The following is a 25,566-nucleotide window of genomic DNA, read 5'->3' as shown; positions in this document are numbered from 1 at the left end:
TCCTACCCCCAGTTTGCGCCCTGCAGGGCGTCGAGCGGGAACTTCAGGTAACGCTTGCCATTGGCTTCGGGCTCAGGCAGGCGCCCGCCATTGATGTTGACCTGGAGCGCGTGCAGGATCAGTTTGGGCATCGGCAGCGTCCTGTCGCGGGCTTCGCGAAGCGCGACGAATTCCGCCTCTGTCGCCAGCCTGGAGATGTGCGTATTGCGCGCCTTTTGCTCTGCGACGGTGCTTTCCCATTGCGGCTGGCGCCCGCCCGGCTGGTAGTCGTGTCCCGTAAAAAGCCTGGTTTCGTCGGGCAACGACAGAATCTGCTGGATCGACTGCCAGAGGCGTTTGGCGCTGCCACCGGGAAAATCGGCACGTGCCGTGCCGCTGTCGGGCATGAACAGCGTGTCGTGGATGAAAGCGGCATCGCCGACCACATAGGTGATCGAGGCCAGCGTGTGGCCGGGCGAGAACAGCACCTTTGCCGGGAGCTCGCCGATGAAGAAGGTCTCGCCCTCGGCAAACAGCTTGTCCCACTGCGAGCCGTCGGTGGCGAGGTCCGGCCAGTTGTAGATGGCCTTCCAGAGTTTCTGCACGTCGATGACGCGTTCGCCGATAGCTGTCCGTGCACCGGTCCTCGACTTGAGATAGCGGGCCGCGGAAAAATGGTCGGCGTGGGGATGGGTGTCGAGGACCCACTCGACGGTCAGCCCCTGCTCCTCGACGAAATCGAGGATACGGTCAGTATTGCCGGTGGCCGTGGCGCCTGATTTCTCGTCGAAATCGAGTACCGGGTCGATGATCGCGCATTTCTTGGTCGCCGGATCGGCAACGACATACTGGACGGAAAAGGTGCGCGGATCGAAGAAGGCGGAGACTTCGGGTTTCTGTACCATCATCTGCCCCACAAGGTTGTCGTGCATTTGCAAAGCATCAGGAGTTGGTGCGCAGCCAATCCTTGGCCCCGGCCAGATTGGTGCCCAGCCGGTCGCCGAGCGCATCGATATCCGTCAGTTTCATCCGGCCATCGAGTACCTCGCCGATCGCCCAAAGCGTCAGCGAGCGCGTGCCGCCCTTGCAATGGGCGAGAACCGGGCCCTGTGCCTCGGCCACAGCCTCCTGGAAGGCCCGTACGGCTTCCAGCGTGTAGCGCCCAGACACCACCGGGACATTGACGAAGTCCATACCCAACTGCCCTGCCAACGCGGCGGCTTCGGCCATGCCGGGTTGGGTCGGTTCCTCGTTTTCGGGGCGGTTGTTGATGATCCTGCGAATGCCCGCTTGGGCAGCAACAGCCAGATCAGCGTCCGTTGGCTGGCCGGAAATCCAGAGCTTGTCGGTAACCTGCTTCATCACACATCCTATCAAAAGCGCTTGCGTAGGCCGCTACACGATTTGATATGAATGATTGCGTTTTCTTGCAATAGATTTTTTGTAACTAAAGATTGATGCCGCCTCGCCCGCGGCCTCTGCCTTTGCTAGCCGCCGCGATCCTGGCGGCGCTTGCCCCAGTAGTCGAGCCGCTTCTTGACGTCGCGTTCGAAGCCGCGCTCGTTGGGCACGTAGAATTCGGGCCGGTTCGGGCCTGCCAGTTCGTCGGGCATGAATTCCTGCCCGGAAAAGGCGTCGGGATAGTCGTGGTCGTAGCGGTAGCCTTCGTGGTAGCCGAGTTCCTTCATCAGCTTGGTCGGCGCATTCAGGATGTGCTTCGGCGGCGCCAGCGACCCGGTCTGCTGAGCGAGTGCAATCGCCTGGTTGAAGCCCATGTAGGAAGCGTTCGACTTGGGCGCAGTCGCCACATAGGTGATCGCCTGCGCCATGAACAGCCGCCCTTCCGGCCAGCCGACGCGCTCGAAAGCACTCCAGGCGGCCACCACCTGCGGCATCGCCTGCGGATCCGCCATGCCGACATCTTCGGACGCAGCGCATGCCAGACGGCGAAAGATGGTGCCGGGGTCCTCGCCGCCGATGACCATGCGGGCTGCCCAATAGAGCGCTGCCTGCACGTCGCTGCCGCGCAGGCTCTTATGGAAACAACTGAGCAGATTGTAGTGCTCTTCCTGGCCTTTGTCGTAGACCGGCGCCCGCTTCTGGACGGCTTCGGCAAGGGCCGCCACATCCAGCATCGTGCCATCGGGCAGCGCCAGCAATTCCTCGCAGAGGCCAATCAGGTAGCGCCCGTCGCCATCCGCCATGGTCAGCAGCGTGTCGCGTGCGGTCGGCTCGAGGGGGAGCGTCCTGCCCGAATGCGCTTCCGCGCGCTCGGCCAGAATGGCGAGGTCTTCCTTTTCGAAGCGCCTGAGCGTGTAGACCTTGGCGCGCGACAGCAAAGCCGCCACCAGGCTGAAACTCGGGTTCTCGGTCGTCGCCCCGATCAGCACGATGGTGCCGTCTTCGACATGCGGCAGCAGGGCATCCTGTGTGGTGCGGTTGAACCGGTGCAACTCGTCGACGAACACGACTGTCTGCCGCCCTGCCCCGCTGCGCAGCTGCTTGGCGGCATCGATGACCTTACGAAGGTCGGCAACGCCCGAAAGCACCGCCGACAGCTGCACGAAATCGAGGCCGACTTCCTTGGCGACAAGCCGGGCGATGGTCGTCTTGCCGACGCCGGGCGGTCCCCAAAGAATGAACGAGGATACCTTTCGCGACTTGATCATGCGGCCGATGGGGCCGTCGGGACCAAGCAGATGATCCTGTCCGATGACCTCGCCGATGCGTTGCGGACGCAGCGTCTCGGCCAGCGGGCGTGGAACGGCTTCGTCGAACAGGGAACTCAAGGCGTCAGCCTCCCGGCGGTCCGGCTGCCACGCTTAATAGCGCAGCATCTGCCGCATGATGCGGCCGTCGCGTTCGACGGTGAAGCGCCACCAACGGGTGTCTTCCTCGGCAAGCTGCTTCAGCTTGGCAGCGGTGTCGACGGTCTCGCCATTGACCTCGCGGACGATGTCGCCCAGCTGGAAGCCGAAACCTGCCGCAGGCGAGCCACCGTCGATGCCGACGATCGCCACGCCCTTGGTGTCGGTCGCGACACGCAGGCGCTGGGCCAGCCGCGGCGACAATTCGGCAACCTTGGCGCCGGCAAACGGGCTGCGGCCGCGCAGCAGAACCTCGTTCGAACTGGTGCCCTCAGGTGCACGCTCAAGCGCAACTTCGATCGACTTCTCCTCGCCCTTGGTCAGTACCGAAAGGGTCGCCTTGCCGCCGACCGGCTGCGTGGCCAGGCGGTAGTCAAGGGCTTCCATGTGTTCGATGGCAGCGCCATTGAATGCCAACACCACATCTCCAGGCTTCAGCCCGGCGCGCGCTGCGGGGCCGTTCTCGTCGACCGACGAGATTAGCGCGCCCGAGGGATGATCCATGCCAAGGGATTCTGCGATCTGCGGCGTCACCGGTTCGAACGAAGCGCCGATGAACGGCCGCTCGAAGAACTCGGCGCCACCCTTGGCCGCTTCGGTGAAGGCACGCACCATGTTCGACGGGATGGCAAAACCAATGCCGATCGAGCCGCCGGTCCGGCTGAAGATCGCCGTGTTGATGCCGATGAGTTGGCCACCCATGTTGATCAGCGCACCGCCCGAATTGCCCGGGTTGATCGCCGCATCGGTCTGGATGAAGAAACCGGAGTCGGACACGCCGATATGCGTGCGGGCAAGGGCCGAGACGATGCCGCTTGTCGTGGTCTGGCCAACGCCGAACGGATTGCCGATGGCAAGCACCAGATCGCCAACCTGCAGCGCGTCGGAATCGCCAATGGCGACGGTCGGGAACGGCTTGTCGGAATCGATCTTGAGCACGGCAAGGTCAAGGGTCTCGTCCTTGAGCAGCACCTTGCTGGTGAATTCACGGCCGTCAGAGAGCGCGACCTTCACCTGGTCGGCATCCTGGACGACATGGTTGTTGGTGACGACGATGCCGCTTGGGTCGACCAGAACGCCCGAACCGAGCGACGAACGGTTGCGCGGACCCGACCGACCGAAGAACTGCTCGAAGAACGGATCGCCCTCGAATGGCGACCGCACCTTCACCTGCTTGGAAGCGTAGACATTGACAACCGCTGCCGCCGTGTCCTTGACCAGCGGCGCAAACGACAGCTGCATCTCTTCGCGTCCGAATGGCACGCGCCGATCGGGACCGGGCGTTGCGGCCCCGCCGCCCTTGCCGCCATTCAGCAGGTCCGTCAGCACATCCGACAGGCCCGGATCCCCGGTGGTCGGCGCCTCCTGGGCCGTCGCACCGCCGGCAAGCGCCATCCAGGCGCACAGCGCAAGCGACAGATATCGTTTCGCACGCATGGCGAATCCTCCAATGCATAGTTGGCGCCATTGTCGCGACGATTGTGCAAATTGAAAGGCTAGAGGGGCGCGAAAAGCGGTTATTTCCGCTTGGTTGGCCCCGGTTGCGGAAGGACCGCTGAAACCTCGACGCGTCGTGCGCCCGCATCGCCCGGCAAACCACGTCACAGCGATCTGACCGACACACCACCCAAAACAAAAGGGGCCACAAGGGCCCCTTCGGTTCATAACACGATGCGGAATGCTTATGCTGCTTCAGCTTCGTTGACAGCTTCGGCTTCGAGACGAACGCGGTCGCCTGCGCCCTTGGCCGAGGTGTCGCGATCGACGAACTCGATGACGGCCATCGCGGCGTTGTCACCGCGGCGGAAGCCAGCCTTCATGATGCGCAGGTAGCCGCCGTTGCGGGTGGCGTAACGCGGCGCGACGACGTCGAACAGACGCTTCACGACGTTCTCGTTGCCGATCTGGGCGATCACCTGGCGGCGGGCATGCAGGTCGCCGCGCTTGCCGAGCGTCACCAGCTTCTCGACGATCGGACGCAGGTCTTTCGCCTTTTCGAGCGTGGTCACGATCTGCTCGTGCTCGATCAGCGAGACCGAGAGGTTGGCGAACATGGACTTGCGGTGGCTTACGCTGCGGGCGAAGCGACGGCCTTTAAAACCGTGACGCATGGCTCTTTTCCTTCTTCAGTTGTTCAAGAGGCCACGGCCTCTGATGGTTTTCCGCAAGGCCGTCGGACCGGAATATCCGGTCCTCGGAACCATGCTCGACTAGGTCTTCTTAGTACTGGTCTTCGTATCGCTTGGCGAGGTCTTCGATGTTTTCCGGCGGCCAGTCCTGCACTTCCATACCGAGGTGCAGGCCCATTGCGGCCAGAACTTCCTTGATCTCGTTGAGCGACTTGCGGCCGAAGTTCGGCGTACGCAGCATCTCGGCTTCCGTCTTCTGGATCAGGTCGCCGATGTAAACGATGTTGTCGTTCTTGAGGCAGTTGGCCGAACGGACCGAAAGCTCCAGTTCATCGACCTTCTTGAGCAGCGCCGGGTTGAAGGCGAGCTCGGTAACGGCCTCGGCTGCAACTTCCTTCTGCGGCTCGTCGAAGTTGACGAACAGTGCAAGCTGGTCCTGCAGGATGCGAGCAGCGAAAGCCACTGCGTCCTCGCCGGTGATCGAACCGTCTGTCTCGATGGTCATGGTCAGCTTGTCGTAGTCCAGAACCTGGCCCTCGCGGGTGTTCTCGACCTTGTACGAAACCTTCTTGACCGGCGAGTAGAGGCTGTCGACCGGGATGAGACCGATCGGAGCGTCTTCAGCGCGGTTGCGTTCGGCCGGCACATAACCCTTGCCGGTGTCGACCGTGAACTCCATGCGGATCTCGGCGCCCTCGTCGAGGGTGCAGATAACGTGGTCCGGGTTCAGGATCTCGACGTCGCCGACCGTCTGGATGTCGCCGGCGAGCACGGCACCAGGGCCCTGCTTGCGAACGACCATGCGCTTCGGGCCGTCGCCTTCCATGCGGATGGCGATTTCCTTGATGTTGAGCACGATGTCGGTGACGTCTTCACGAACGCCGCCGATGGAAGAGAACTCATGCAGCACGCCGTCGATCTGCACCGCAGTGACGGCAGCGCCACGAAGCGACGACAAAAGCACGCGACGGAGCGCATTGCCGAGCGTCAGGCCGAAGCCACGCTCAAGCGGCTCGGCGACGAGCGTGGTCTGCGTCTTCTTCTTGGACGAGAACTCGATCTTGTTCGGCTTGATCAGTTCCTGCCAGTTTTTCTGGATCATATTCGCTTCCTTCCGTTAGCCCGACACCATCCAATCGTGACGGGCGACCTGGAAACCGCAAACGAGCGCACAAGGCGCTCGCGCGGGGGTGAAATATTAGACGCGACGCTTCTTGCGCGGGCGGCAACCATTGTGCGGGATCGGCGTCACGTCGCGGATCGACGTGATGGTGAAACCCGCAGCCTGGAGCGCGCGCAGAGCCGACTCACGACCCGAACCCGGACCGCAGACTTCCACTTCCAGCATGCGCATGCCGTGTTCCTGTGCCTTCTTGGCAACGTCTTCAGCAGCCATCTGAGCCGCGAACGGGGTCGACTTGCGCGAACCCTTGAAGCCCTGCGCACCAGCCGAGGACCAGGCAATCGTGTTGCCCTGTGCATCGGAGATGGTGATCATGGTGTTGTTGAAGGTCGAATTGACGTGGGCGACGCCCGACGAGATGTTCTTGCGTTCGCGACGGCGAACGCGTGCGGCTTCCTTAGCCATAGCAGTCCTTTCAGTTGATCTCTTCACCGCCGTAATACCAGCGGCTACACCAGCCTGCGTTTAAGGTGTCAGGCCGAACACCCGCCCAAATAAGGCGAAACCGGCGAGCCGAAACCCGCCGGAGATACGAAATTACTTCTTCTTGCCGGCAATTGCCTTGGCCGGACCCTTGCGGGTGCGCGCATTGGTATGCGTGCGCTGGCCACGGACCGGAAGCGAACGACGGTGACGCAGGCCGCGGTAGCAGCCGAGGTCCATCAGACGCTTGATGTTGATCGAAACTTCGCGGCGCAGATCGCCCTCGACCTGATAATCGCGGTCAATCGTCTCGCGAATCGCCAGGACTTCGGCATCGGTCAGCTGGTTGACGCGACGCTCAGCCGGGATACCGACCTTCTCGACGATCTCCTGGGCGAACTTCTTGCCAATGCCGTGAATGTACTGAAGCGAGATCACAACGCGCTTGTTGGTCGGAATATTAACGCCGGCTATACGAGCCATCTTTTCACTCCATTTGGGCCGGACCATGCCGGCGCTTCAAGTTGCCCCGCGTCCGGTGGAGGCCGGCCCTTGCGGGTTTTCCGTTTCAATATGACTTTGCGCCCTTACGGGCAAACAGCATCATGCCTGAATGGAAGACGGGCCGCCATACTCCGGATCGGCCCGTCCGTCAAGTCTGTGTGCAACGATTAGCTGGCGACAGTCGCCAGAACCGCTTCGATCTGTGCCGTCACTTCGTCCATCGGCGCCATGCCGTCGACCTGCTTGAGCAGGTCATTGGCGTAGTAATAGCCGATCAGCGGAGCGGTCTTCTTGTAGTACTCGCGCAGCCGTTCGTCGAAGACCTCGGCATTGTCGTCCTTGCGCACCGGCTGGCCGGCCGCCTTGGCCTCCTCGGCGCGCTTCAGGATACGGCCGACAAGCGCCTTGTCGTCGACGACGAGTTCTACGACCACGTCGAGGAACATGCCGCGTTCGGCCAGCATGTCGGCAACGGCGTCGGCCTGTGCCAGCGTGCGCGGATAACCGTCGAGGATGAAGCCCTGGGCGCAGTCGTCCTGGTCGATCCGTTCGGCGACAATCGCATTGACGATTTCGTCCGAGACCAGTTCGCCGGCGTCCATTACCGCCTTGGCGCGCTTGCCGACTTCCGTTTCCGCCTTGACCGCTGCGCGCAGCATGTCTCCGGTGGAAAGTTGAGGAATGCCGTGCTTGTCGACCAACCTCTGAGCTTGCGTCCCCTTGCCCGCTCCCGGCGGTCCAAGCAATATCAGCCTCATCTTCCCCTCTTACCTCCACGGAGCTTCGACTTCTTGATCAGCCCCTCATACTGATGGGCGATCAGGTGACCCTGAATCTGCGCCACCGTATCAAGGGTTACATTGACCACGATCAGAAGCGAAGTACCACCAAGGTAGAAGGGAACGCCGGTCGCCGAGATCAGGAACTCCGGCAGCAAGCAGATGATGACGAGATAGGCGGCGCCGACCACCGTGACGCGGGTCAGCACGTAGTCGATATATTCCGCGGTGCGCTCGCCAGGACGATAGCCGGGAATGAAGCCCGAATGCTTCTTCAGCTGATCGGCGGTGTCCTTCGGATTGAAGACGATAGCCGTGTAGAAGAAGGCGAAGAAGATGATCATCGCCGCGTAGAGCGCCATGTAGAGCGGCTGGCCGTGGCCGAGCGCGGCCATGATCGTGCTCACCCAGCCGGGCAGCGTGGCGGTGTTCGAGAAGCCCGCGACGGTCGCCGGCAGCAGCAGAAGCGACGAGGCGAAGATCGGAGGAATGACGCCGGCGGTGTTGAGCTTCAGCGGCAGGTGCGACGTATCGCCTTGGAACATGCGGTTGCCGACCTGGCGCTTCGGATACTGGATCAGAAGGCGGCGCTGGGCACGCTCGAAGAACACGATCACGGCGATAACGACGATCGCCAGGACGATGATCGCGAGAATCAGGCCGGTCGACAGCGCACCTGTGCGGCCGAGTTCCAGGGTGCCACTGATAGCGCTCGGAAGCCCGGCGACGATGCCTGCGAAGATGATCAGCGAGATACCGTTGCCGATGCCGCGGGCGGTGATCTGCTCGCCGAGCCACATCAGGAACATCGTGCCGCCGACGAGCGTGATGACCGTCGAGGCACGGAAGAACATGCCCGGATCCGAGACGATTCCGTTGCCGCTCTCAAGCCCGACCGAAATGCCGTAAGCCTGAACAAGCGCCAGAAGCACGGTGCCATAGCGGGTGTACTGGTTGATGACCTTGCGGCCCTGCTCACCCTCCTTCTTCAGCGCTTCGAGCGACGGGACGACCGACGTCATGAGCTGCATGATGATGGAAGCGGAGATGTAGGGCATGATGCCGAGTGCAAACAGCGCCATGCGCTCGACTGCACCACCGGCAAACATGTTGAAAATGCCGAGAACGCCGCGGCTCTGCTGGGTGAAAGCCTGCGCGAATGCATCGGGGTTGATGCCGGGGAGCGGAATATAGGTGCCGAGGCGGTAGACCAGCAGCGCGCCGAGGGTGAACCAGATACGTTTCTTGAGATCTTCGGCCTTGGCGAAGGCTGCGAAATTCAGATTGGATGCCAGTTGTTCAGCAGCCGATGCCATTCAGGGTACTCCGCTTGGTCACGCCGCAATGCCGCAGATGGGCGCGGCGCGTATCACCGAAGCCACGAGATAGGCTCCGGACGGCAAACATGCAAGCGGCGGTATCTCTACCGCCGCTTACTTTGCAAAGCCTTTTATTCGGCCGCTGCCACTTCAGGCAGCTTCACCGATCCTCCAGCCTTTTCGATCTTCTCGATCGCAGGCTTGGAAGCGCCGGCGACGTCGAAGGCCACCTTGGTCTTGAGTTCGCCGTCGCTGAGGATGCGGACGCCGTCCTTGACGCGGCGAATCACGCCGGCCTTGACGAGGGCTTCCGCCGTCACGGTCTCTTTCGCATCGAGCTTCTTGGCATCGATCGCGACCTGGATACGGGCCAGCGAAACGGTGTTGTAGCTCTTGGCGAAGATGTTGGTGAAGCCGCGCTTCGGCAGGCGACGATAGAGCGGCATCTGGCCACCCTCGAAGCCGTTGATCGCGACGCCCGAACGGGCCTTCTGACCCTTGACGCCGCGGCCGCCGGTCTTGCCGGAGCCGGAGCCGATGCCGCGGCCAAGGCGCTTCTTGGAGTGCGTCGCGCCGGTGTTGTCACGCAGATCGTTGAGTTTCATGTTCTATCTCCTGCGATCGGCCTACGCCTCGTCCACAACGCGGACGAGGTGCTGGACAGCTGCGATCATGCCGCGCACGGAAGGAGTATCCTCCAGGGTGCGCTTGCGATGCATCTTGTTGAGGCCGAGGCCGACCAGCGTGGCACGCTGCTCCTTCGGCCGGCGGATCGGGCTACCGATCTGCTCGACGGTGATGGTCTTGGTTGCTTTCTTGGCCATGGTCATTGTCCCTGGTCAGCTCGAGCGACTATTCTTCAGCCGCAACGGCGGTGCCGCGGCGAGCCTGAAGGGTCGAGTACTTGATGCCGCGCTGAGCAGCTACATCCTTCGGATGCAACTGGTTCTTCAGCGCATCGAAGGTCGCACGAACCATGTTGTAGGGGTTCGACGAACCCATCGACTTGGCGACGACGTCGTGCATGCCGAGCGTCTCGAAGACAGCGCGCATCGGGCCGCCTGCGATGATGCCGGTACCCTGCTTGGCAGAGCGCAACAGAACACGGCCAGCGCCCCAACGACCTTCAACGTCGTGGTGCAGCGTGCGGCCCGAACGGAGCGGCACAAAGATCATGTCGCGCTTGGCCGATTCGGTTGCCTTGCGGATCGCTTCCGGCACTTCGCGCGCCTTGCCGTGACCAAAGCCAACGCGGCCCTTCTGGTCGCCAACAACGACGAGTGCTGCAAAACCGAAACGCCGGCCGCCCTTGACGACCTTGGCAACGCGGTTGATGTGTACGAGCTTATCGACGAATTCGCTGTCGCGCTCTTCACGGTCACGGCTACGCTCGCGACCGCCTTCCCTACGTTCTTGTGCCATATTCCTATCCTTATTTTTTTCCGGAAGCACGGGGGTTAAAAACCAAATCCGGCGTCTATAGCGTCGCCGGATTTATTGCAACTGGTCAGTGATGCGGCGCAGCGCCACGCGCTACGCCGGTTCCTGCATCAGAAGTTCAGGCCACCTTCGCGGGCAGCTTCGGCAAGCGCCTTGATGCGGCCGTGATAGATATAGGCGCCACGGTCGAAAACGACCTCCTTGACGCCGGCCTTCGAAGCGCGCTCGGCGATCAGCTTGCCAACCGCAGTCGCGGCAGCCGTGTCGGCACCGGTCTTCAGCGTGCCCTTGAGGTCCTTCTCGAGGGTGGAAGCGGCAGCGAGCGTACGGCCATTGGCATCGTCGATGACCTGGACGTAGATGTTCTTCGACGTGCGGTGAACCGACAGGCGCGGACGGCCGTTGGCGACCTTCTTGAGCTGGCGGCGGATGCGCGACGAGCGGCGCAGAGTGGTTTCTTTCGAAGCCATAGTAGTGGTTCCTTGCCTTCTGAAACGGGCGCGGCCATCTGCGGTAAGCTGAAACGCTTCCCGCGACCGCGCACCGCGGCGTTGCTATTACTTCTTCTTGCCTTCTTTGCGGACGATCTTCTCGCCAGCATAGCGGACGCCCTTGCCCTTGTAGGGCTCCGGACCGCGATATTCGCGGATCTCGGCGGCGACCTGGCCAACCTGCTGCTTGTCGATACCCGTGACGACGATTTCAGTAGGCTTCGGCACCGTGATGGTGATGCCTTCCGGCGTCTGATAAACGACGTCATGGCTGAAGCCAAGGGCCAGCTGCAGGTTCTTGCCCTGGAGTGCGGCACGATAGCCGACGCCGGTGATCTCGAGCTTCTTTTCGAAGCCGTCCTTAACACCGGTCAGGATGTTGACGATCTGGGTCCGCGACATGCCCCACTTGGAGCGGGCGTCCTTCGACTGGTCGCGCGGCTGAACGGCGATCTCGCCTTCTTCCATCTTGACCAGAACTTCGTCGTTGACCACGAACTTCAGCTCACCCTTGGGGCCCTTCGCCGTCACGGTCTGGCCGGTGACGGTCGCGGATACGCCCTGCGGAAGCTGAACGGGTTTCTTGCCAATACGAGACATTGTCTTGTCCTCGCCTTTCTTGTTTCAGCCTACGCAGATCAGAAGATCTGGCAGAGGATTTCCCCGCCGACGTTCTGTTCGCGCGCTTCGTGGTCGGCCATCACGCCCTTCGGGGTCGAAAGGATCGAGATGCCCAGGCCGTTGGCGACCGGCGGAATCGACTTGGACGAGACGTAGACACGGCGGCCCGGCTTGGAGACACGCGCAATTTCGCGGATCACCGGCTGGCCGTCGAAGTACTTCAGCTCGATTTCGATCTCGGACTTGCCGTTTTCGAAGTCGGTCTGGCTGTAGTCGCGGATGTAGCCTTCCGACTTCAGCACGTCGAGAACACGGGCGCGCAGCCTGGACGCAGGCGTCGACACCGTCGACTTCTTGCGGCCATAGGCATTGCGGATGCGGGTCAGCATATCGCCGAGAGGATCACTCAAAGACATATCAAATGCTCCTTACCAGCTCGACTTGACCAGGCCCGGGATTGCTCCCGTCGAGCCCAGATCACGAAGCGCGATACGCGACATCTTAAGCTTGCGATAGTAGGCACGCGGACGACCGGTGACTTCGCAGCGATTACGGATACGGATCTTGGCCGAGTTGCGCGGCAGCGCGGCGAGCTTGAGCTGCGCGCGGAAGCGTTCCTCGATCGGCTTGGACTGATCCATGATGACGTCCTTGAGGGCCTTACGCTTGGCAGCGTACTGGTCCACAAGCTTGCGGCGCCGGTTGTTCTTCTCGACTGAGCTGGTCTTTGCCATTTCAGATTTTTCCTTTGCTCGCTGCCGTTACTGCCGGAAGGGGAAGTTGAAAGCCTTGAGCAGAGCCCGGGCTTCGTCGTCCGTCTTGGCGGTCGTGCAAACGATGATGTCCATACCCCACATCTGATCAACCTTGTCGTAGTTGATCTCGGGGAACACGATATGCTCCTTGAGGCCCATAGCGTAATTTCCGCGGCCGTCAAAGCTTTTCGGGTTCAGGCCGCGAAAGTCGCGAACGCGCGGCAGGGCGATGTTCACGAGACGGTCCAAAAACTCGTACATGCGCTCCTGGCGAAGCGTCACCTTGGCACCGATAGGCATCTGCTCACGCACCTTGAAGCCGGCGATCGACTTGCGGGCGCGAGTGATGACCGGCTTCTGGCCGGCGATCATCGCCAGGTCCTCGGCGGCAACCGTGGGCTTCTTCGGATCCGCGGTGGCTTCGCCGACACCCATGTTGAGCACGATCTTGTCGATGCGCGGGATCTGCATGACGTTGGCGTACTTGAACTGTTCCTGCATCGCCGTGCGGATGGTCTCCTTGTAGACCGTCTTCAGGCGTGGCTCGATGGTTGCATTAGCCATTGATGACTTCTCCCGAGCGCTTGGCGACACGCACCTTCGTGCCGTCCTTCTGGATCTGGAAACCGACGCGGGTCGGCTTGCCATCCTTGGGGTCGACGAGCGCGAGGTTCGACAGGTGGATCGGCGCTTCCTTGGTGATGATCCCGCCCTCTTGGGTCTGGGACTGCTTCTGGTGGCGGCGGATCATGTTCACGCCGCGGACAAGTGCCTTGTCTTCCTTCGGCTGAACAGACAGCACCTCGCCGGTGCGGCCCTTGTCCTTGCCGGCCAGAACGACAACCTTGTCGCCTTTACGGATCTTCTGCATTGTTCCGGCTCCTTACAGCACTTCGGGCGCGAGCGAGATGATCTTCATGTGGTTCTTGGCGCGGAGTTCGCGCGGAACCGGCCCGAAGATACGCGTGCCGATCGGTTCTTTCTTGTTATCGACAAGAACGGCCGCGTTCTTGTCGAAACGGATCACGCTGCCGTCCGGACGACGGATGTCCTTGGCCGTGCGAACCACGACCGCCTTCATCACGTCACCCTTCTTTACGCGGCCGCGCGGAATGGCTTCCTTGATCGACACCACGATGATGTCGCCAACGGAGGCATACTTCCGCTTCGAGCCGCCCAGCACCTTGATGCACATGACACGACGAGCGCCGGAATTATCCGCGACGTCGAGGTTTGTTTGCATCTGAATCATGACTGGCCGCCTTCTTCTTTTCTAACGGGACGGGCTACCGCCCTCCCCGGCTTGTCCAAAATTCGTTGTTACGCCTGGTCCGAAGTCACGACGACCCAGCGCTTGTCCTTGGAAATCGGCTTCGATTCCTGGATAAGCACAATGTCGCCGACCTTGTGGGCGTTGTTTTCGTCGTGCGCCTTGTAGTTCTTCGACATACGCACGGTCTTCTTCATCACCGGGTGCGTGAAGCGACGCTCGACCTTGACGACGACCGTCTTCTCGTTCTTGTCGCTGACGACGGTACCCTGCAGGATGCGCTTTGGCATGGTTCTCGTCCTTACGCCTTCTTACCGGCCGATTTTTCGGCCGCGATGGTCTTGATGCGCGCAATGTCCTTGCGGACCTGCTTCACGCGCGCCGTCTTTTCCAGCTGTCCCGTCGCCTTCTGGAAGCGCAGGTTGAACTGCTCCTTCTTGAGGCTGCCGAGCTCGTCAGTGAGCTGGTCCTGGGTCTTCGTCCTGATGTCCGAGGCTTTCATGATTCAGCCCTTCCTTATTCTGCGATGCGCTGAACGAAACGCGTCCTGACCGAGAGCTTGGCGGCGCCGAGACGGAGCGCTTCACGCGCCACTTCCTCGGAAACACCATCGATCTCGAACATCACGCGGCCCGGCTTGATGCGGCATGCCCAGTAGTCGACGGCGCCCTTGCCCTTACCCATGCGGACTTCGGTCGGCTTCGACGTGACGGGAACGTCCGGGAAAATACGGATCCAGACGCGGCCCTGACGTTTCATTTCGCGGGTGATCGCGCGGCGAGCCGCCTCGATCTCACGCGCGGTGACGCGGTTTGGCTCAAGCGCCTTCAGTCCGAAGCCGCCGAAATCCAGGTTGGTGCCACCCTTCGCGGTACCGTGGATGCGGCCCTTGAACTGCTTACGGAACTTTGTGCGCTTTGGCTGCAGCATCGTTCTAACTCCAAATTCCTATGCGTGTCAGGCGTTTTCGCGACGGCGGCGCTCGGGGCGCTCGCCAGCATGCGAATGATCGCCTTCGGTTGCGCGACGCTCGGAAGCCATCGGATCGTGCTCAAGGATCTCGCCCTTGAACACCCACACCTTGACGCCGCAGATGCCATAGGCGGTCTGTGCCTCGGCCGTGCCGTAGTCGACGTCAGCGCGCAGGGTGTGCAGCGGAACGCGACCTTCGCGGTACCACTCCATACGAGCGATTTCAGCGCCGCCGAGGCGGCCCGAGCAATTGATGCGGATGCCCTCTGCGCCGAGACGCATGGCCGACTGCACCGCGCGCTTCATGGCGCGACGGAAGGCAATGCGGCGCTCGAGCTGCTGCGCGATCGACTGAGCGACCAGCGTAGCGTCGGTCTCGGGCTTGCGAACCTCGACGATGTTGAGGTGCGTCTCGGACTTCGTCATCTCCATCAGCTTCTTGCGAAGCTTTTCGATGTCGGCGCCCTTCTTGCCGATGATCAGACCCGGACGTGCGGCGTGAATGGTCACGCGGCACTTCTTGTGCGGACGCTCGATCACCACCTTGGAAATCGCGGCCTGCTTCAGCTCGGACTCAAGATACTTGCGGATCTTGATATCTTCGTGGAGCAGCTGGCCGTATTCGCCGGTGTTTGCGTACCAGCGCGAGTCCCAAGTGCGGTTGATGCCGAGGCGGAGACCAATAGGATTGATTTTCTGGCCCATTATGCGGCCTCCCCTTTCTCTTCGACTTCACGAACGACGATCGTGAGGTGCGAAAACGGCTTCTCGATGCGGCTGGCGCGACCACGGCCACGAGCGTGGAAACGCTTCATGACAATCGACTTGCCAACAAAGGCTTCCGCCACCACCAGCGCGTCGACATCGAGGTCGTGATTGTTTTCCGCGTTGGCGATAGCCGATTCGAGGGTCTTCTTGACCGTACCGGCGATGCGCTTGCGCGAAAATTCCAGATCGGAAAGCGCGGTCGCTACCTTCTTGCCGCGGATCAGCGCGGCAACGAGGTTGAGCTTCTGCGGGCTGACCCGGATCGTGCGGAGGACCGCACGTGCCTCGTTGTCAGCAAGCCTGCGCGGAGCTTTGGCCTTGCCCATGTTACTTCCTCTTTGCCTTCTTGTCCGCGCCGTGACCGTAGTAGGTCCTGGTGGGAGCAAACTCACCGAACTTGTGGCCGACCATGTCCTCGTTCACCGAGACCGGGACGTGCTTCTGGCCGTTGTAGACACCGAAGGTGAGGCCGACGAACTGCGGCAAGACAGTGGAGCGACGGCTCCACATCTTGATCACCTCATTGCGACCGCCTTCACGAACCTTCTCTGCCTTCTTGAGCAGATAGCCGTCAATGAACGGGCCTTTCCAGACTGAACGAGTCACTGGCGTTACCTCTTCTTAGCTCTTGCGCTGATGGCGCGAGCGCAGGATGAACTTGTCGGTCGCCTTGTTGGACCGCGTCTTCTTGCCCTTGGTGGGCTTGCCCCACGGCGACACCGGATGGCGTCCGCCCGAGGTGCGGCCTTCACCACCGCCGTGCGGATGGTCGACCGGGTTCATGGTCACGCCGCGGTTGTGCGGACGCTTGCCACGCCAGACCGTGCGGCCTGCCTTGCCGTCATTGATGTTGCCATGGTCCGGGTTGGACACCGCACCGACGGTGGCGATGCACAGACCGCTGACGACGCGCTGTTCACCCGAGTTGAGGCGAAGGATCGCCATGCCCTGGTCACGACCGACGAGCTGGGCGTAAGCGCCAGCCGAACGAGCGACCTGGCCGCCCTTGCCGGGCTTCAGCTCGATGTTGTGCACGATCGTGCCGACCGGCATCGAAGCAAGCGGCATTGCGTTGCCCGGCTTCACGTCGACCTGCTCACCAGCGATGATCTTGTCGCCGGCCTGCAGACGCTGCGGGGCAATGATGTAGCTCAGCTCGCCGTCGTCATACTTGATCAGCGCGATGAACGCAGTGCGGTTCGGATCGTACTCGAGACGCTCGACCGTGCCGACGACGTCGAACTTGCGACGCTTGAAGTCGATGATGCGGTACGTACGCTTGTGACCGCCGCCGATGAAGCGAGCCGTGATGCGACCGTAGTTGTTGCGGCCGCCCGACTTCGTCAGGCCCTCGGTCAGACCCTTGACGGGCTTGCCCTTGTGGAGGCCCGAGCGGTCGACGATGACCAGCTGGCGGGTGCTCGGCGTTACTGGCTTGAATTTCTTAAGTGCCATTGTCCTGTCCTCGCGGTCTAGCTCAGAGGCCCGTCGCGACGTCGATCGACTGGCCGTCGGCCAGCGTCACTACCGCCTTCTTGACGTCGCTCTGGCGGCCGATCGTGCCGCGGAAGCGCTTCACCTTGCCCTTGCGGACCAGGGTGTTCACAGCAGTCACCTTCACGCCGAACAGCGCTTCGACGGCAGCCTTGATCTCAGGCTTGCTCGCCTTCTTGGCGACGTTGAAGACGACCTGGTTGTATTCAGAAGCCATGGTCGACTTTTCGGTGATCGCCGGGCTGACGATCACGTCATAGTGGCGGAGATCCGTCATTTGAAGCGCTCCTCGAGAGCCTCGACGGCGGCCTTCGAAAGGACCAGCGTGCCGCGGCGCAGAATGTCGTAAACGTTGATGCCCTGGATCGGCAGGACATCGATGTTCGGGATGTTGGTCGCTGCGCGCTTGAAGTTGAGGTCAAGCTCGGCGCCGCCGATCACCAGGGCATTGGTCAGGCCCAGCGACGCGAAATTCGCGATCAGTGCCTTGGTCTTGCCCTCGGCGAGCGTCAGCTCGTCGACGATGATCAGGTTCGATGCCTTGGCCTTGGCCGACAGGGCGTGCTTCAGACCGAGAGCGCGGACCTTCTTGGGAAGGTCGTGCTCGTGGCTGCGGACGACCGGGCCGTGGGCCTTGCCACCGCCGCGGAACTGCGGGGCGCGTGCCGAATGGTGACGAGCGCGGCCCGTACCCTTCTGCTTGTACATCTTGGCGCCGGTGCGCGCGATTTCCGCGCGACCCTTGGCCTTGTGCGTGCCCTGCTGCTTCTTGGCGAGCTGCCAACGCACGACGCGCTGGAGCACGTCCTCGCGCGGGTCGAGGCCGAAAATCTCTTCCGAGAGCTCAACCTTGCCGGCATCCTTGCCTGCGAGGGTTGTAATCTTGAGGTCCATTATTCCGCTCCCTCGTTGGCCGGAGCCTGTTTGCTGACGGCGCGGATCGCGGCCGGCTTCGGCGCATTCTCAGGCAGCGCGATCTTGGCCGCATCGCGAACCAGGATCCATGCACCCTTCGAGCCCGGAACCGCACCGCGGATCAGGATCAGACCACGGTCGGCGTCGGTCGAGACGACCTCGACGTTCTGGGTGGTGACGCGAACGTCGCCCATGTGGCCGGCCATTTTCTTGCCCTTGAACACCTTGCCCGGATCCTGGCGCTGGCCAGTCGAACCATGGGTACGGTGCGACACCGAGTTACCGTGGGTAGCGCGGCCGCCACCGAAGTTGTGCCGCTTGATGACGCCCTGGAAACCCTTACCGATCGAGGTGCCCGTCACATCGACCTTCTGGCCGGGGACGAAATGCTCGACGGTGATCTCGGAGCCGACATCGAGCATGTTGTCGGCGGAAACGCGGAATTCGGCGACCTTCGACTTCGGCTCGACGGAGGCGGCAGCGAAATGACCGCGCATCGCCTTCGACGTATTCTTCACCTTCGCGAGGCCGACGCCGAGCTGAACGGCGGTGTAGCCATTCTTCTCCTGCGTGCGCTGCGCCACGACCTGGCAGTTCTCCATGCGGAGAACGGTGACGGGAACGTGCTCGCCAGCGTCATTATAGACGCGGGTCATTCCCACCTTCTGTGCAATTACACCTGAACGCATCGGTTCGTTTTCCTTCAGAGGAGCCGTTTGGATCTGCTCGCGCGGCTCATGTTAGCTCTTAGAGCTTGATTTCGACGTCGACACCTGCGGCGAGGTCGAGCTTCATCAGAGCATCGACGGTCTGCGGGGTCGGATCGACGATGTCCAGCAGACGCTTGTGCGTGCGCATCTCGAACTGCTCGCGGCTCTTCTTGTCGACGTGCGGCGAGCGGTTCACCGTGAACTTCTCGATCCGCGTCGGCAGCGGGATCGGGCCGCGAACGTTGGCGCCGGTGCGCTTTGCGGTCGACACGATCTCGCGGGTCGAAGCGTCGAGAACCCGGTGGTCAAACGCCTTGAGGCGGATGCGGATATTCTGTCCGTTCATGGTCACTTCCTTGTTCTGGCGCGGCGCGGGCGTATTCCCGCCCGCGACAGATCGTTATTCGGATTATTCTTTGATCGAAGCGACGATGCCGGCGCCGACGGTGCGGCCGCCTTCACGGATAGCGAAGCGGAGCTTCTCTTCCATGGCGATCGGCACGATCAGCTCGACGTCAACGGTGATGTTGTCGCCGGGCATGACCATCTCGGTGCCTTCCGGCAGCGACACGATGCCGGTCACGTCGGTCGTGCGGAAATAGAACTGCGGACGGTAGTTGGTGAAGAACGGCGTGTGACGGCCACCCTCTTCCTTGGTCAGGATGTAGGCTTCAGCCACGAACTTCTTGTGCGGCTTGACCGAACCCGGCTTGCACAGCACCTGGCCGCGCTCGACGTCTTCACGGCCAACGCCACGGATCAGCGCGCCGATGTTGTCGCCGGCCTGGCCCTGGTCGAGCAGCTTGCGGAACATCTCGACGCCGGTAACCGTCGTCTTCGAGGTCGCCTTGATGCCGACGATCTCGACTTCTTCGCCGACCTTGACGATGCCGCGCTCGACGCGACCGGTGACAACCGTGCCGCGGCCCGAGATCGAGAACACGTCTTCGATCGGCATCAGGAACGGACGGTCGATCGGACGCTCAGGCGTCGGGATGTAGGCGTCGACCGCAGCCATCAGCTCGCGGATCGCGTCTTCGCCGATCTTCTTGTCCGAATCGTTGAGCGCCGCAACAGCCGAACCCTTGATCATCGGAATGTCGTCGCCGGGGAATTCGTACTTCGACAGCAGCTCGCGCACTTCGAGCTCGACCAGCTCGAGCAGCTCGGCGTCGTCGACCAGGTCGACCTTGTTGAGGAACACCACCAGGGCCGGAACGCCGACCTGACGGGCGAGCAGGATGTGCTCGCGGGTCTGCGGCATCGGGCCGTCGGCAGCCGAAACGACCAGGATCGCGCCGTCCATCTGGGCGGCACCGGTGATCATGTTCTTGACATAGTCGGCGTGGCCGGGGCAGTCGACGTGAGCGTAGTGGCGGGCCGGCGTCTCGTATTCGACGTGTGCCGTCGAAATGGTGATGCCGCGGGCCTTCTCTTCAGGCGCTGCGTCGATCTGGTCGTAGGCCTTGAACTCGCCGAAATACTTCGTGATCGCCGCCGTCAGCGACGTCTTGCCGTGGTCGACGTGACCAATCGTGCCAATGTTCACATGAGGCTTATTACGCTCGAATTTACCTTTTGCCATGTGAGGTCTCCATTCCTGCTAGCCCGATAAGGGCGTTGAATTAATAAAACGCTGCAATTCCTTGGAATTACGCGTATTTCTTCTGAACTTCCTGAGCGACCGCGGTCGGAACCGGCTCGTAGTGGTCGAACTGCATCGTGTACTGGGCACGGCCCTGCGACATCGAGCGCAAGCTGTCCACGTACTTGAACATGTTGGCCAGCGGGACCATCGCGTTGACGACGACGGCAACACCGCGGCTTTCCTGGCCCTGGATCTGGCCACGACGGCTGTTCAGGTCGCCGATGACGTTGCCGACATAATCTTCCGGCGTCACGACTTCGACCTTCATGATCGGCTCGAGCAGCTGGACGCCCAGCTTGGGAGCTGCTTCGCGAAGGCAGGCGCGACCGGCGATCTCGAAGGCCAGCACCGAGGAGTCGACGTCGTGATAGGCACCGTCGATGAGCGTCGCCTTGACGCCGATCATCGGGAAGCCCGCGAACGGACCCGAAGACAGGACGCTGCGGAGACCCTTGTCGACGCCCGGGATGTATTCCTTCGGAACTGCGCCGCCGACGATCTTCGATTCGAAGACGAAATCCTCGCCCTCGGGGTTCGGTTCGAACACGATCTTGACGCGAGCGAACTGGCCCGTACCACCCGACTGCTTCTTGTGGGTGTAGTCCTGTTCGTGCGTGCGGCTGATCGTCTCGCGATAGGCAACCTGCGGTGCACCGACGTTGGCCTCGACCTTGAACTCGCGACGCATGCGGTCGACGATGATGTCGAGGTGAAGTTCGCCCATGCCGGCGATGATGGTCTGGCCGGATTCTTCGTCCGACTTGACGCGGAAAGAAGGATCTTCGGCAGCCAGGCGGTTGAGCGCGAGGCCCATCTTTTCCTGGTCGCCCTTGGTCTTCGGCTCGATCGCGATCTGAATGACCGGCTCGGGGAATTCCATGCGCTCGAGAATGACCGGGTGCAGCGGATCGCAGAGCGTGTCGCCGGTGGTCGTTTCCTTGAGGCCGGCCAGAGCGACGATGTCGCCCGCGAAAGCCTCTTCGATGTCAGAGCGCGAGTTCGAGTGCATCTGCAGCATACGGCCGAGACGCTCTTTCTTGCCCTTGACGGTGTTTTCGAGCGAAGCGCCCTTGGTCACCTTGCCCGAATAGATGCGGCAGAAGGTGAGCGAGCCGACGAACGGATCGTTCATGATCTTGAAGGCCAGCATCGAGAGCGGCTCTTCGTCCGACGAGTGACGCTCCATCTCGCCTTCCGTCTTCGGGTCGATACCCTTGATGGCAGGCACGTCGAGAGGCGACGGCAGGAAGTCACCGACGCCGTCGAGCAGCGGCTGTACGCCCTTGTTCTTGAAGGCCGAGCCGCAGAACATCGGGAAGAACTTGACGGCAATGGTGCCCTTGCGGATCAGCGCGCGCAGTTCGTCGTTCGACGGCATCTTGCCTTCGAGGTAGTTCTCGAGAGCCGTCTCGTCCATTTCGACGGCGGTCTCGATCATCTTGTCACGGAACTCTTCGGCCTTGGCCTGGAGGTCGGCAGGGATCTCGACAATGTCCCAGGCAGCGCCCAGGCTTTCGTCGCGCCAGACCAGCGCCTTCATCTCGATCAGGTCGACGACGCCCTTGAAATCGGCCTCAGCGCCGATCGGCAGCTGGACGGCAACGGCCGTCGCACCGAGGCGCGACTTGATCATCTCGTAGGAGCGGTAGAAGTCCGCGCCGATCTTGTCCATCTTGTTGCAGAAGATCATGCGCGGGACGTTGTACTTGTCCGCCTGGCGCCACACGGTCTCGGTCTGCGGTTCGACACCGGCGTTGGCATCGAGCAGCGCGATGGCGCCGTCGAGAACGCGCAGCGAACGCTCGACTTCAATGGTGAAGTCGACGTGGCCGGGGGTGTCGATGATGTTGAAGCGGCGCTGCTTGCCGTCGCGACCCTTCCAGAAGGTCGTGGTGGCAGCGGACGTAATCGTGATGCCGCGCTCCTGCTCCTGCTCCATCCAATCCATGGTGGCAGCGCCGTCATGGACTTCGCCGATCTTGTGCGACTTGCCCGTGTAATAAAGGATGCGCTCGGTCGTCGTGGTCTTGCCGGCGTCGATATGCGCCATGATACCGAAATTGCGGTAGTCTTCGATCTTGTATTCGCGGGCCATGGGAGGTGCCTCTCAGTCGTTCGTTCGCGCCGTTACCAGCGGTAGTGCGCGAAGGCGCGGTTGGCTTCCGCCATTTTGTGGGTGTCTTCACGCTTCTTCACGGCGGTGCCGCGGTTGTTGGCCGCGTCCATCAGTTCGCCGGAGAGACGATCGACCATGGTGGTCTCGTTGCGGTTGCGGGCGGCAGTGATCAGCCAACGAATGGCGAGTGCCTGGCGACGCTCGGGACGCACATCGACCGGAACCTGGTAAGTGGCACCGCCGACGCGGCGCGAACGCACTTCCACATGCGGCGCGACATTGTCGAGCGCCTGATGGAAGACCGTTACCGGCTCCTGCTTGGTCTTGGCCTGAACCTGGTCGAGCGCACCGTAAACGATCGTTTCAGCGATCGACTTCTTGCCGTCATACATGACAGCATTCATGAACTTGGTGACGACCAGATCGCCGAACTTGGGATCCGGGTTGACTTCGCGCTTATCTGCACTGTGACGACGGGACATAGCTCTTGTCTCTCAATCTCGTGGCCACGACGCAAAAGGAAAGGCGTCGAAGCCGGAAAACCTTACTTCGGACGCTTCGCACCGTACTTCGAACGGCGCTGCTTGCGGTTCTTCACGCCCTGCGTGTCGAGCACGCCGCGGATGATGTGATAGCGCACGCCCGGAAGATCCTTCACGCGGCCGCCGCGGATCATGACCACGGAGTGCTCCTGAAGGTTGTGGCCTTCGCCGGGGATGTAGCCGATCACTTCAAAACCATTGGTCAGGCGGATCTTTGCGACCTTACGCAGAGCCGAGTTCGGCTTCTTCGGCGTCGTCGTATAGACGCGCGTGCAAACGCCCCGCTTCTGCGGGTTGGCCTGCATGGCCGGAACCTTGTTGCGCTTCACCGGCGCAATGCGCGGCTTGCGGATCAGCTGGTTGACGGTAGGCATTAAACCCTCTTGTCTCTCAATTCCGTGTCTCAAGCCCGTTCAGGGCGGCTTCAAGCGCAAAATCCATACGCGAATTCGGGCCACAAACCGCGACTTACGGTCTTGCCCGAACAAAGGCAGAGGAAGCGAAACCGCTTCATGCACGCCGGAAATGTCTTCTCGCTCGTAAAAACGAACCCTGTTTGAGGTGAACTCCAGGGCATGTCGCCCCGGAAAAGCCAACCTCACATCGGCTCAGACGACGCGGTATCTACTCGCATGACCGCTGACCGTCAAGCCCGTCCCACCAAAAACCTTAACGAAACCGGGGCTTCGGGGGGCTCAGCAGGCCCAGAGCAACTTTATTGCGCTGCAACATGGGCTATTTGCCGGTTTGTAACGGGCTTTGGCCTGTCGTGCATCAGTTCTTCGTGCGAAAATCGCCAAAACTGGGGCGAATCCCCAACTTGCGAATCTAAAACCAGGGAATCACCGATGAACGACAACGACGAAAAGCCGGTGACCATCATCACGGGCCGAGTCTGGCGCAAAAAGGGCGCGAAGCCCGAAGGCGTGCATATCATGCTGGTCGCGCCCGACGACGATTCCGCCGTGCGCTCCGCACTAGAGGCGTTGGCGAAGGAAGGTTACGCCGAAGCCGAGCTCGACCAGATCGGCGACATGCAGGGCGAGCCCGACGACGAACCGCATATCTCCGCATATCAGGGCGCGCTCGAAGGCGAGGTCTCGATCGTCACCTTCAACGAACCGCTTTGATCGCAGCGCATCCTTCCGGATGCGCCCGGGTCAGTTGACCGGCCCTGCCCCGCCGATATCTGCCATTTCCGGCTCGGCGGGTCTCTGCCCAGTGGCACGGTTGACTAGGACCGTCACGAACCAGAGAACCACCCCGATACCGATCAGGATGCCCGCGATCTTGTATTGAACCGGGTCGCGCCCGGTCCACGGTCCGGCGAAGAACGCGCAAGCCACCGCGCCCAGGATCGGCAGCGGTGTCGGCGTCCGGAAATGATCGTGCCCGACGCTGTCCTTACGCAGCACCAGCACGGCAATGTTGACGACGGTGAAGACGCACAGCAGCAGCAGCGCCGTGGTTCCACCGAGAGCCGGAACTTCCCCGACAAAGGTAATGAGCGCGAAGGCCAGCAAGGTGGTGAAGCCGATGGCTATGTAAGGCGTGCGGCGCGTCGCATGGACCTTGCCGAGCACCTGCGGCAGGACGTGTTCGCGGCTCATGCCATAGACGAGGCGGCTCGCCATCAGCATGTTGATCAAGGCGCTGTTGGCGACCGCAAACATGGTGATGAAGCCGAATACCTCGACGGGAAAGTTAGGCGCACCGGCCTGAACCACCTTGAGCAGCGGCGTCTCGCCCTCGCCGAGTTGTTCCGGCGGTACCAGGGTGATCGCCGAGATGGAGACCAGCACATAGATCACCCCGGTGATCAGCAGGCCGGTCAGCAGCACCTTCGGGAAGATCCGGGTCGGATCCTTGCATTCCTCGGCCATGTTGACCGAGTCCTCGAAGCCGACCATGGCAAAGAAGGCAAGCGTAGTCGCGGCGATCACCGACCAGAAGGCGCTCCGGTCAGGCGCGGAGTGAAACTGGGTGATGCGCGAGACGTCGCCTTCACCTGCTCCGATCGCCCAGAGGCCGATGACGATGATGATCATCAGGCCGGTGAACTCGACGCATGTCAGCACGACATTGGCTTTGACGCTTTCGCCGACGCCGCGGAAATTCACGGCCGCGACGATCGCCATGAATGCCAGGCCGATAAGCGTGATGCCGTAGGTACCGGTGAGGCCAAGATCAAAGGCGCCCGACAGGTTGGCGGCAAAGGCGCGCGAGGCCGTCGAGGCTGACGTGATGCCCGAGCACATCACCGCAAAAGCGACGATAAAGGTGATGAAATGGATGCCGAACGCCTTGTGGGCGTAAAGAGCGGCTCCTGCCGCCTTGGGGTATTTGGTCACCAGTTCGAGATAGCTGAAGGCCGTGATGAGGGCGACGACAAAGGCAACCAGGAACGGCAGCCAGACCACGCCGCCGACCTGCTTGGCCACTTGTCCGGTCAGGGCGTAGATGCCAGTGCCCAGGATATCGCCGACAATGAAGAGAAGAAGCAGCCAAGGGCCCATGACCCGATGGAGACTTGGCTCGACCGATACCGCCTGTCCTGTCGCGTTGCCTTGGACGTCGGTCATCGGGCACTCCTCTCAGGGCTGATGGCACTGTGAGGACGAGGCTATTTTCGTGGGCTCGG

35 protein-coding genes and 1 pseudogene are annotated in these 25,566 nt (G+C 61.8%); 1 reads left to right on the top strand and 35 read right to left on the bottom strand.

Annotated elements, in window-relative coordinates; all coding sequences use genetic code 11:
- Window positions 1–2: 2 nt before the first annotated feature.
- From blh to rpsL, 34 genes and pseudogenes are all read right to left on the bottom strand, one after another.
- Window positions 3–1,341: pseudogene (gene blh, locus WHT83_RS16120) on the bottom strand (bifunctional sulfur transferase/dioxygenase Blh).
- A gap of 125 nt (window positions 1,342–1,466) precedes the next feature.
- A complete protein-coding gene (locus tag WHT83_RS16115; RefSeq protein WP_406871731.1) occupies window positions 1,467–2,768 on the bottom strand; it encodes a replication-associated recombination protein A in 1,302 nt (433 codons plus the stop codon).
- Between the two features lie 33 nt (window positions 2,769–2,801).
- Window positions 2,802–4,283: a DegQ family serine endoprotease gene (locus WHT83_RS16110; protein ID WP_406871730.1), complete on the bottom strand. Its 1,482-nt coding sequence runs from the start codon at window positions 4,281–4,283 to the stop codon at window positions 2,802–2,804.
- Window positions 4,284–4,528: 245 nt separating this feature from the next.
- The gene (gene rplQ, locus WHT83_RS16105; RefSeq protein WP_108608172.1) at window positions 4,529–4,957 is read right to left on the bottom strand and encodes a 50S ribosomal protein L17; all 429 of its coding nucleotides are present in this window, start codon (window positions 4,955–4,957) and stop codon (window positions 4,529–4,531) included.
- Between the two features lie 109 nt (window positions 4,958–5,066).
- Window positions 5,067–6,077 (bottom strand): DNA-directed RNA polymerase subunit alpha, encoded by a 1,011-nt coding sequence (locus WHT83_RS16100; RefSeq protein ID WP_108608173.1) that lies wholly within the window; start codon window positions 6,075–6,077, stop codon window positions 5,067–5,069.
- Window positions 6,078–6,173: 96 nt separating this feature from the next.
- The gene (gene rpsK / locus WHT83_RS16095) at window positions 6,174–6,563 is read right to left on the bottom strand and encodes a 30S ribosomal protein S11 (protein ID WP_108608174.1); all 390 of its coding nucleotides are present in this window, start codon (window positions 6,561–6,563) and stop codon (window positions 6,174–6,176) included.
- Window positions 6,564–6,695: 132 nt separating this feature from the next.
- Window positions 6,696–7,064: a 30S ribosomal protein S13 gene (gene rpsM, locus WHT83_RS16090; protein WP_108608175.1), complete on the bottom strand. Its 369-nt coding sequence runs from the start codon at window positions 7,062–7,064 to the stop codon at window positions 6,696–6,698.
- 188 nt (window positions 7,065–7,252) lie between these two features.
- On the bottom strand, window positions 7,253–7,843 hold the full coding sequence (locus tag WHT83_RS16085) for an adenylate kinase (RefSeq protein WP_108608176.1): 591 nt from the start codon (window positions 7,841–7,843) through the stop codon (window positions 7,253–7,255).
- Window positions 7,840–9,180 (bottom strand): preprotein translocase subunit SecY, encoded by a 1,341-nt coding sequence (secY, locus tag WHT83_RS16080; RefSeq protein ID WP_108608177.1) that lies wholly within the window; start codon window positions 9,178–9,180, stop codon window positions 7,840–7,842. The genes WHT83_RS16085 and secY overlap by 4 nt, the downstream gene beginning before the upstream one ends.
- A 134-nt stretch (window positions 9,181–9,314) precedes the next feature.
- Window positions 9,315–9,788, bottom strand: a complete 474-nt coding sequence (rplO, locus tag WHT83_RS16075; RefSeq protein WP_108608178.1) for a 50S ribosomal protein L15 — start codon at window positions 9,786–9,788, stop codon at window positions 9,315–9,317.
- Between the two features lie 21 nt (window positions 9,789–9,809).
- Entirely contained in the window at window positions 9,810–10,007 is a 198-nt protein-coding gene (gene rpmD / locus WHT83_RS16070) for a 50S ribosomal protein L30 (RefSeq protein WP_067961904.1), read from the bottom strand.
- Between the two features lie 28 nt (window positions 10,008–10,035).
- Window positions 10,036–10,605, bottom strand: a complete 570-nt coding sequence (gene rpsE / locus WHT83_RS16065) for a 30S ribosomal protein S5 (protein WP_108608179.1) — start codon at window positions 10,603–10,605, stop codon at window positions 10,036–10,038.
- Window positions 10,606–10,733: 128 nt separating this feature from the next.
- Window positions 10,734–11,093 (bottom strand): 50S ribosomal protein L18, encoded by a 360-nt coding sequence (rplR, locus tag WHT83_RS16060; protein ID WP_183261251.1) that lies wholly within the window; start codon window positions 11,091–11,093, stop codon window positions 10,734–10,736.
- A gap of 87 nt (window positions 11,094–11,180) precedes the next feature.
- A complete protein-coding gene (rplF, locus tag WHT83_RS16055) occupies window positions 11,181–11,714 on the bottom strand; it encodes a 50S ribosomal protein L6 (protein WP_108608181.1) in 534 nt (177 codons plus the stop codon).
- A gap of 38 nt (window positions 11,715–11,752) precedes the next feature.
- Window positions 11,753–12,151 (bottom strand): 30S ribosomal protein S8, encoded by a 399-nt coding sequence (rpsH, locus tag WHT83_RS16050; protein ID WP_055976439.1) that lies wholly within the window; start codon window positions 12,149–12,151, stop codon window positions 11,753–11,755.
- Window positions 12,152–12,163: 12 nt separating this feature from the next.
- Window positions 12,164–12,469, bottom strand: coding sequence for a 30S ribosomal protein S14 (rpsN, locus tag WHT83_RS16045; protein ID WP_055976436.1), 306 nt, complete (start codon window positions 12,467–12,469; stop codon window positions 12,164–12,166).
- A 27-nt stretch (window positions 12,470–12,496) separates the two neighbouring features.
- Window positions 12,497–13,054, bottom strand: coding sequence for a 50S ribosomal protein L5 (rplE, locus tag WHT83_RS16040; RefSeq protein ID WP_406871729.1), 558 nt, complete (start codon window positions 13,052–13,054; stop codon window positions 12,497–12,499).
- Window positions 13,047–13,361, bottom strand: coding sequence for a 50S ribosomal protein L24 (gene rplX, locus WHT83_RS16035; protein ID WP_108608183.1), 315 nt, complete (start codon window positions 13,359–13,361; stop codon window positions 13,047–13,049). The genes rplE and rplX overlap by 8 nt, the downstream gene beginning before the upstream one ends.
- A gap of 12 nt (window positions 13,362–13,373) precedes the next feature.
- A complete protein-coding gene (gene rplN / locus WHT83_RS16030) occupies window positions 13,374–13,742 on the bottom strand; it encodes a 50S ribosomal protein L14 (protein WP_006205457.1) in 369 nt (122 codons plus the stop codon).
- 68 nt (window positions 13,743–13,810) lie between these two features.
- Window positions 13,811–14,050 (bottom strand): 30S ribosomal protein S17, encoded by a 240-nt coding sequence (rpsQ, locus tag WHT83_RS16025; protein WP_108608184.1) that lies wholly within the window; start codon window positions 14,048–14,050, stop codon window positions 13,811–13,813.
- Window positions 14,051–14,061: 11 nt separating this feature from the next.
- A complete protein-coding gene (gene rpmC / locus WHT83_RS16020; protein ID WP_108608185.1) occupies window positions 14,062–14,262 on the bottom strand; it encodes a 50S ribosomal protein L29 in 201 nt (66 codons plus the stop codon).
- 14 nt (window positions 14,263–14,276) lie between these two features.
- Entirely contained in the window at window positions 14,277–14,690 is a 414-nt protein-coding gene (rplP, locus tag WHT83_RS16015; protein WP_055976423.1) for a 50S ribosomal protein L16, read from the bottom strand.
- A gap of 27 nt (window positions 14,691–14,717) precedes the next feature.
- Window positions 14,718–15,437, bottom strand: coding sequence for a 30S ribosomal protein S3 (gene rpsC, locus WHT83_RS16010; protein WP_108608186.1), 720 nt, complete (start codon window positions 15,435–15,437; stop codon window positions 14,718–14,720).
- On the bottom strand, window positions 15,437–15,826 hold the full coding sequence (rplV, locus tag WHT83_RS16005) for a 50S ribosomal protein L22 (protein WP_055976417.1): 390 nt from the start codon (window positions 15,824–15,826) through the stop codon (window positions 15,437–15,439). The genes rpsC and rplV overlap by 1 nt, the downstream gene beginning before the upstream one ends.
- Window position 15,827: 1 nt before the next feature.
- Window positions 15,828–16,106 carry a 30S ribosomal protein S19 gene (gene rpsS, locus WHT83_RS16000; RefSeq protein WP_055976414.1) on the bottom strand — a complete coding sequence of 93 codons (279 nt, stop codon included), beginning with the start codon at window positions 16,104–16,106 and terminating at the stop codon, window positions 15,828–15,830.
- A gap of 15 nt (window positions 16,107–16,121) precedes the next feature.
- Window positions 16,122–16,955, bottom strand: coding sequence for a 50S ribosomal protein L2 (gene rplB / locus WHT83_RS15995; protein WP_108608187.1), 834 nt, complete (start codon window positions 16,953–16,955; stop codon window positions 16,122–16,124).
- Window positions 16,956–16,977: 22 nt separating this feature from the next.
- A complete protein-coding gene (locus WHT83_RS15990) occupies window positions 16,978–17,271 on the bottom strand; it encodes a 50S ribosomal protein L23 (RefSeq protein ID WP_108608188.1) in 294 nt (97 codons plus the stop codon).
- The gene (rplD, locus tag WHT83_RS15985) at window positions 17,268–17,888 is read right to left on the bottom strand and encodes a 50S ribosomal protein L4 (RefSeq protein WP_108608189.1); all 621 of its coding nucleotides are present in this window, start codon (window positions 17,886–17,888) and stop codon (window positions 17,268–17,270) included. Before rplD ends, WHT83_RS15990 begins: the two co-directional genes overlap by 4 nt.
- Window positions 17,888–18,598, bottom strand: a complete 711-nt coding sequence (gene rplC / locus WHT83_RS15980; RefSeq protein WP_108608190.1) for a 50S ribosomal protein L3 — start codon at window positions 18,596–18,598, stop codon at window positions 17,888–17,890. The genes rplD and rplC overlap by 1 nt, the downstream gene beginning before the upstream one ends.
- Before the next feature lie 58 nt (window positions 18,599–18,656).
- The gene (gene rpsJ / locus WHT83_RS15975) at window positions 18,657–18,965 is read right to left on the bottom strand and encodes a 30S ribosomal protein S10 (RefSeq protein WP_006205468.1); all 309 of its coding nucleotides are present in this window, start codon (window positions 18,963–18,965) and stop codon (window positions 18,657–18,659) included.
- A 63-nt stretch (window positions 18,966–19,028) separates the two neighbouring features.
- Window positions 19,029–20,204 carry an elongation factor Tu gene (gene tuf, locus WHT83_RS15970; protein WP_108608191.1) on the bottom strand — a complete coding sequence of 392 codons (1,176 nt, stop codon included), beginning with the start codon at window positions 20,202–20,204 and terminating at the stop codon, window positions 19,029–19,031.
- A 67-nt stretch (window positions 20,205–20,271) separates the two neighbouring features.
- A complete protein-coding gene (gene fusA, locus WHT83_RS15965) occupies window positions 20,272–22,362 on the bottom strand; it encodes an elongation factor G (RefSeq protein ID WP_183261253.1) in 2,091 nt (696 codons plus the stop codon).
- A 32-nt stretch (window positions 22,363–22,394) separates the two neighbouring features.
- Complete coding sequence (gene rpsG / locus WHT83_RS15960; protein WP_055973800.1) at window positions 22,395–22,865, bottom strand: 30S ribosomal protein S7; 471 nt, start codon at window positions 22,863–22,865, stop codon at window positions 22,395–22,397.
- 62 nt (window positions 22,866–22,927) lie between these two features.
- A complete protein-coding gene (gene rpsL / locus WHT83_RS15955; protein ID WP_008837709.1) occupies window positions 22,928–23,299 on the bottom strand; it encodes a 30S ribosomal protein S12 in 372 nt (123 codons plus the stop codon).
- A 474-nt stretch (window positions 23,300–23,773) separates the two neighbouring features.
- Between rpsL and WHT83_RS15950 the strand changes: the two genes are divergently transcribed.
- Complete coding sequence (locus WHT83_RS15950) at window positions 23,774–24,055, top strand: transcriptional regulator (protein ID WP_108608193.1); 282 nt, start codon at window positions 23,774–23,776, stop codon at window positions 24,053–24,055.
- 30 nt (window positions 24,056–24,085) lie between these two features.
- Here the strand turns inward: WHT83_RS15950 and WHT83_RS15945 are convergent, their stop codons facing one another.
- Window positions 24,086–25,507 (bottom strand): APC family permease, encoded by a 1,422-nt coding sequence (locus WHT83_RS15945; protein ID WP_406871728.1) that lies wholly within the window; start codon window positions 25,505–25,507, stop codon window positions 24,086–24,088.
- Window positions 25,508–25,566: the final 59 nt, after the last annotated feature.

Source organism: Aminobacter sp. P9b (genome assembly GCF_045345995.1).
GTDB classification, from domain to species: domain Bacteria; phylum Pseudomonadota; class Alphaproteobacteria; order Rhizobiales; family Rhizobiaceae; genus Aminobacter; species Aminobacter niigataensis.
This window is presented reverse-complemented; position numbering and strand designations above follow the sequence as displayed.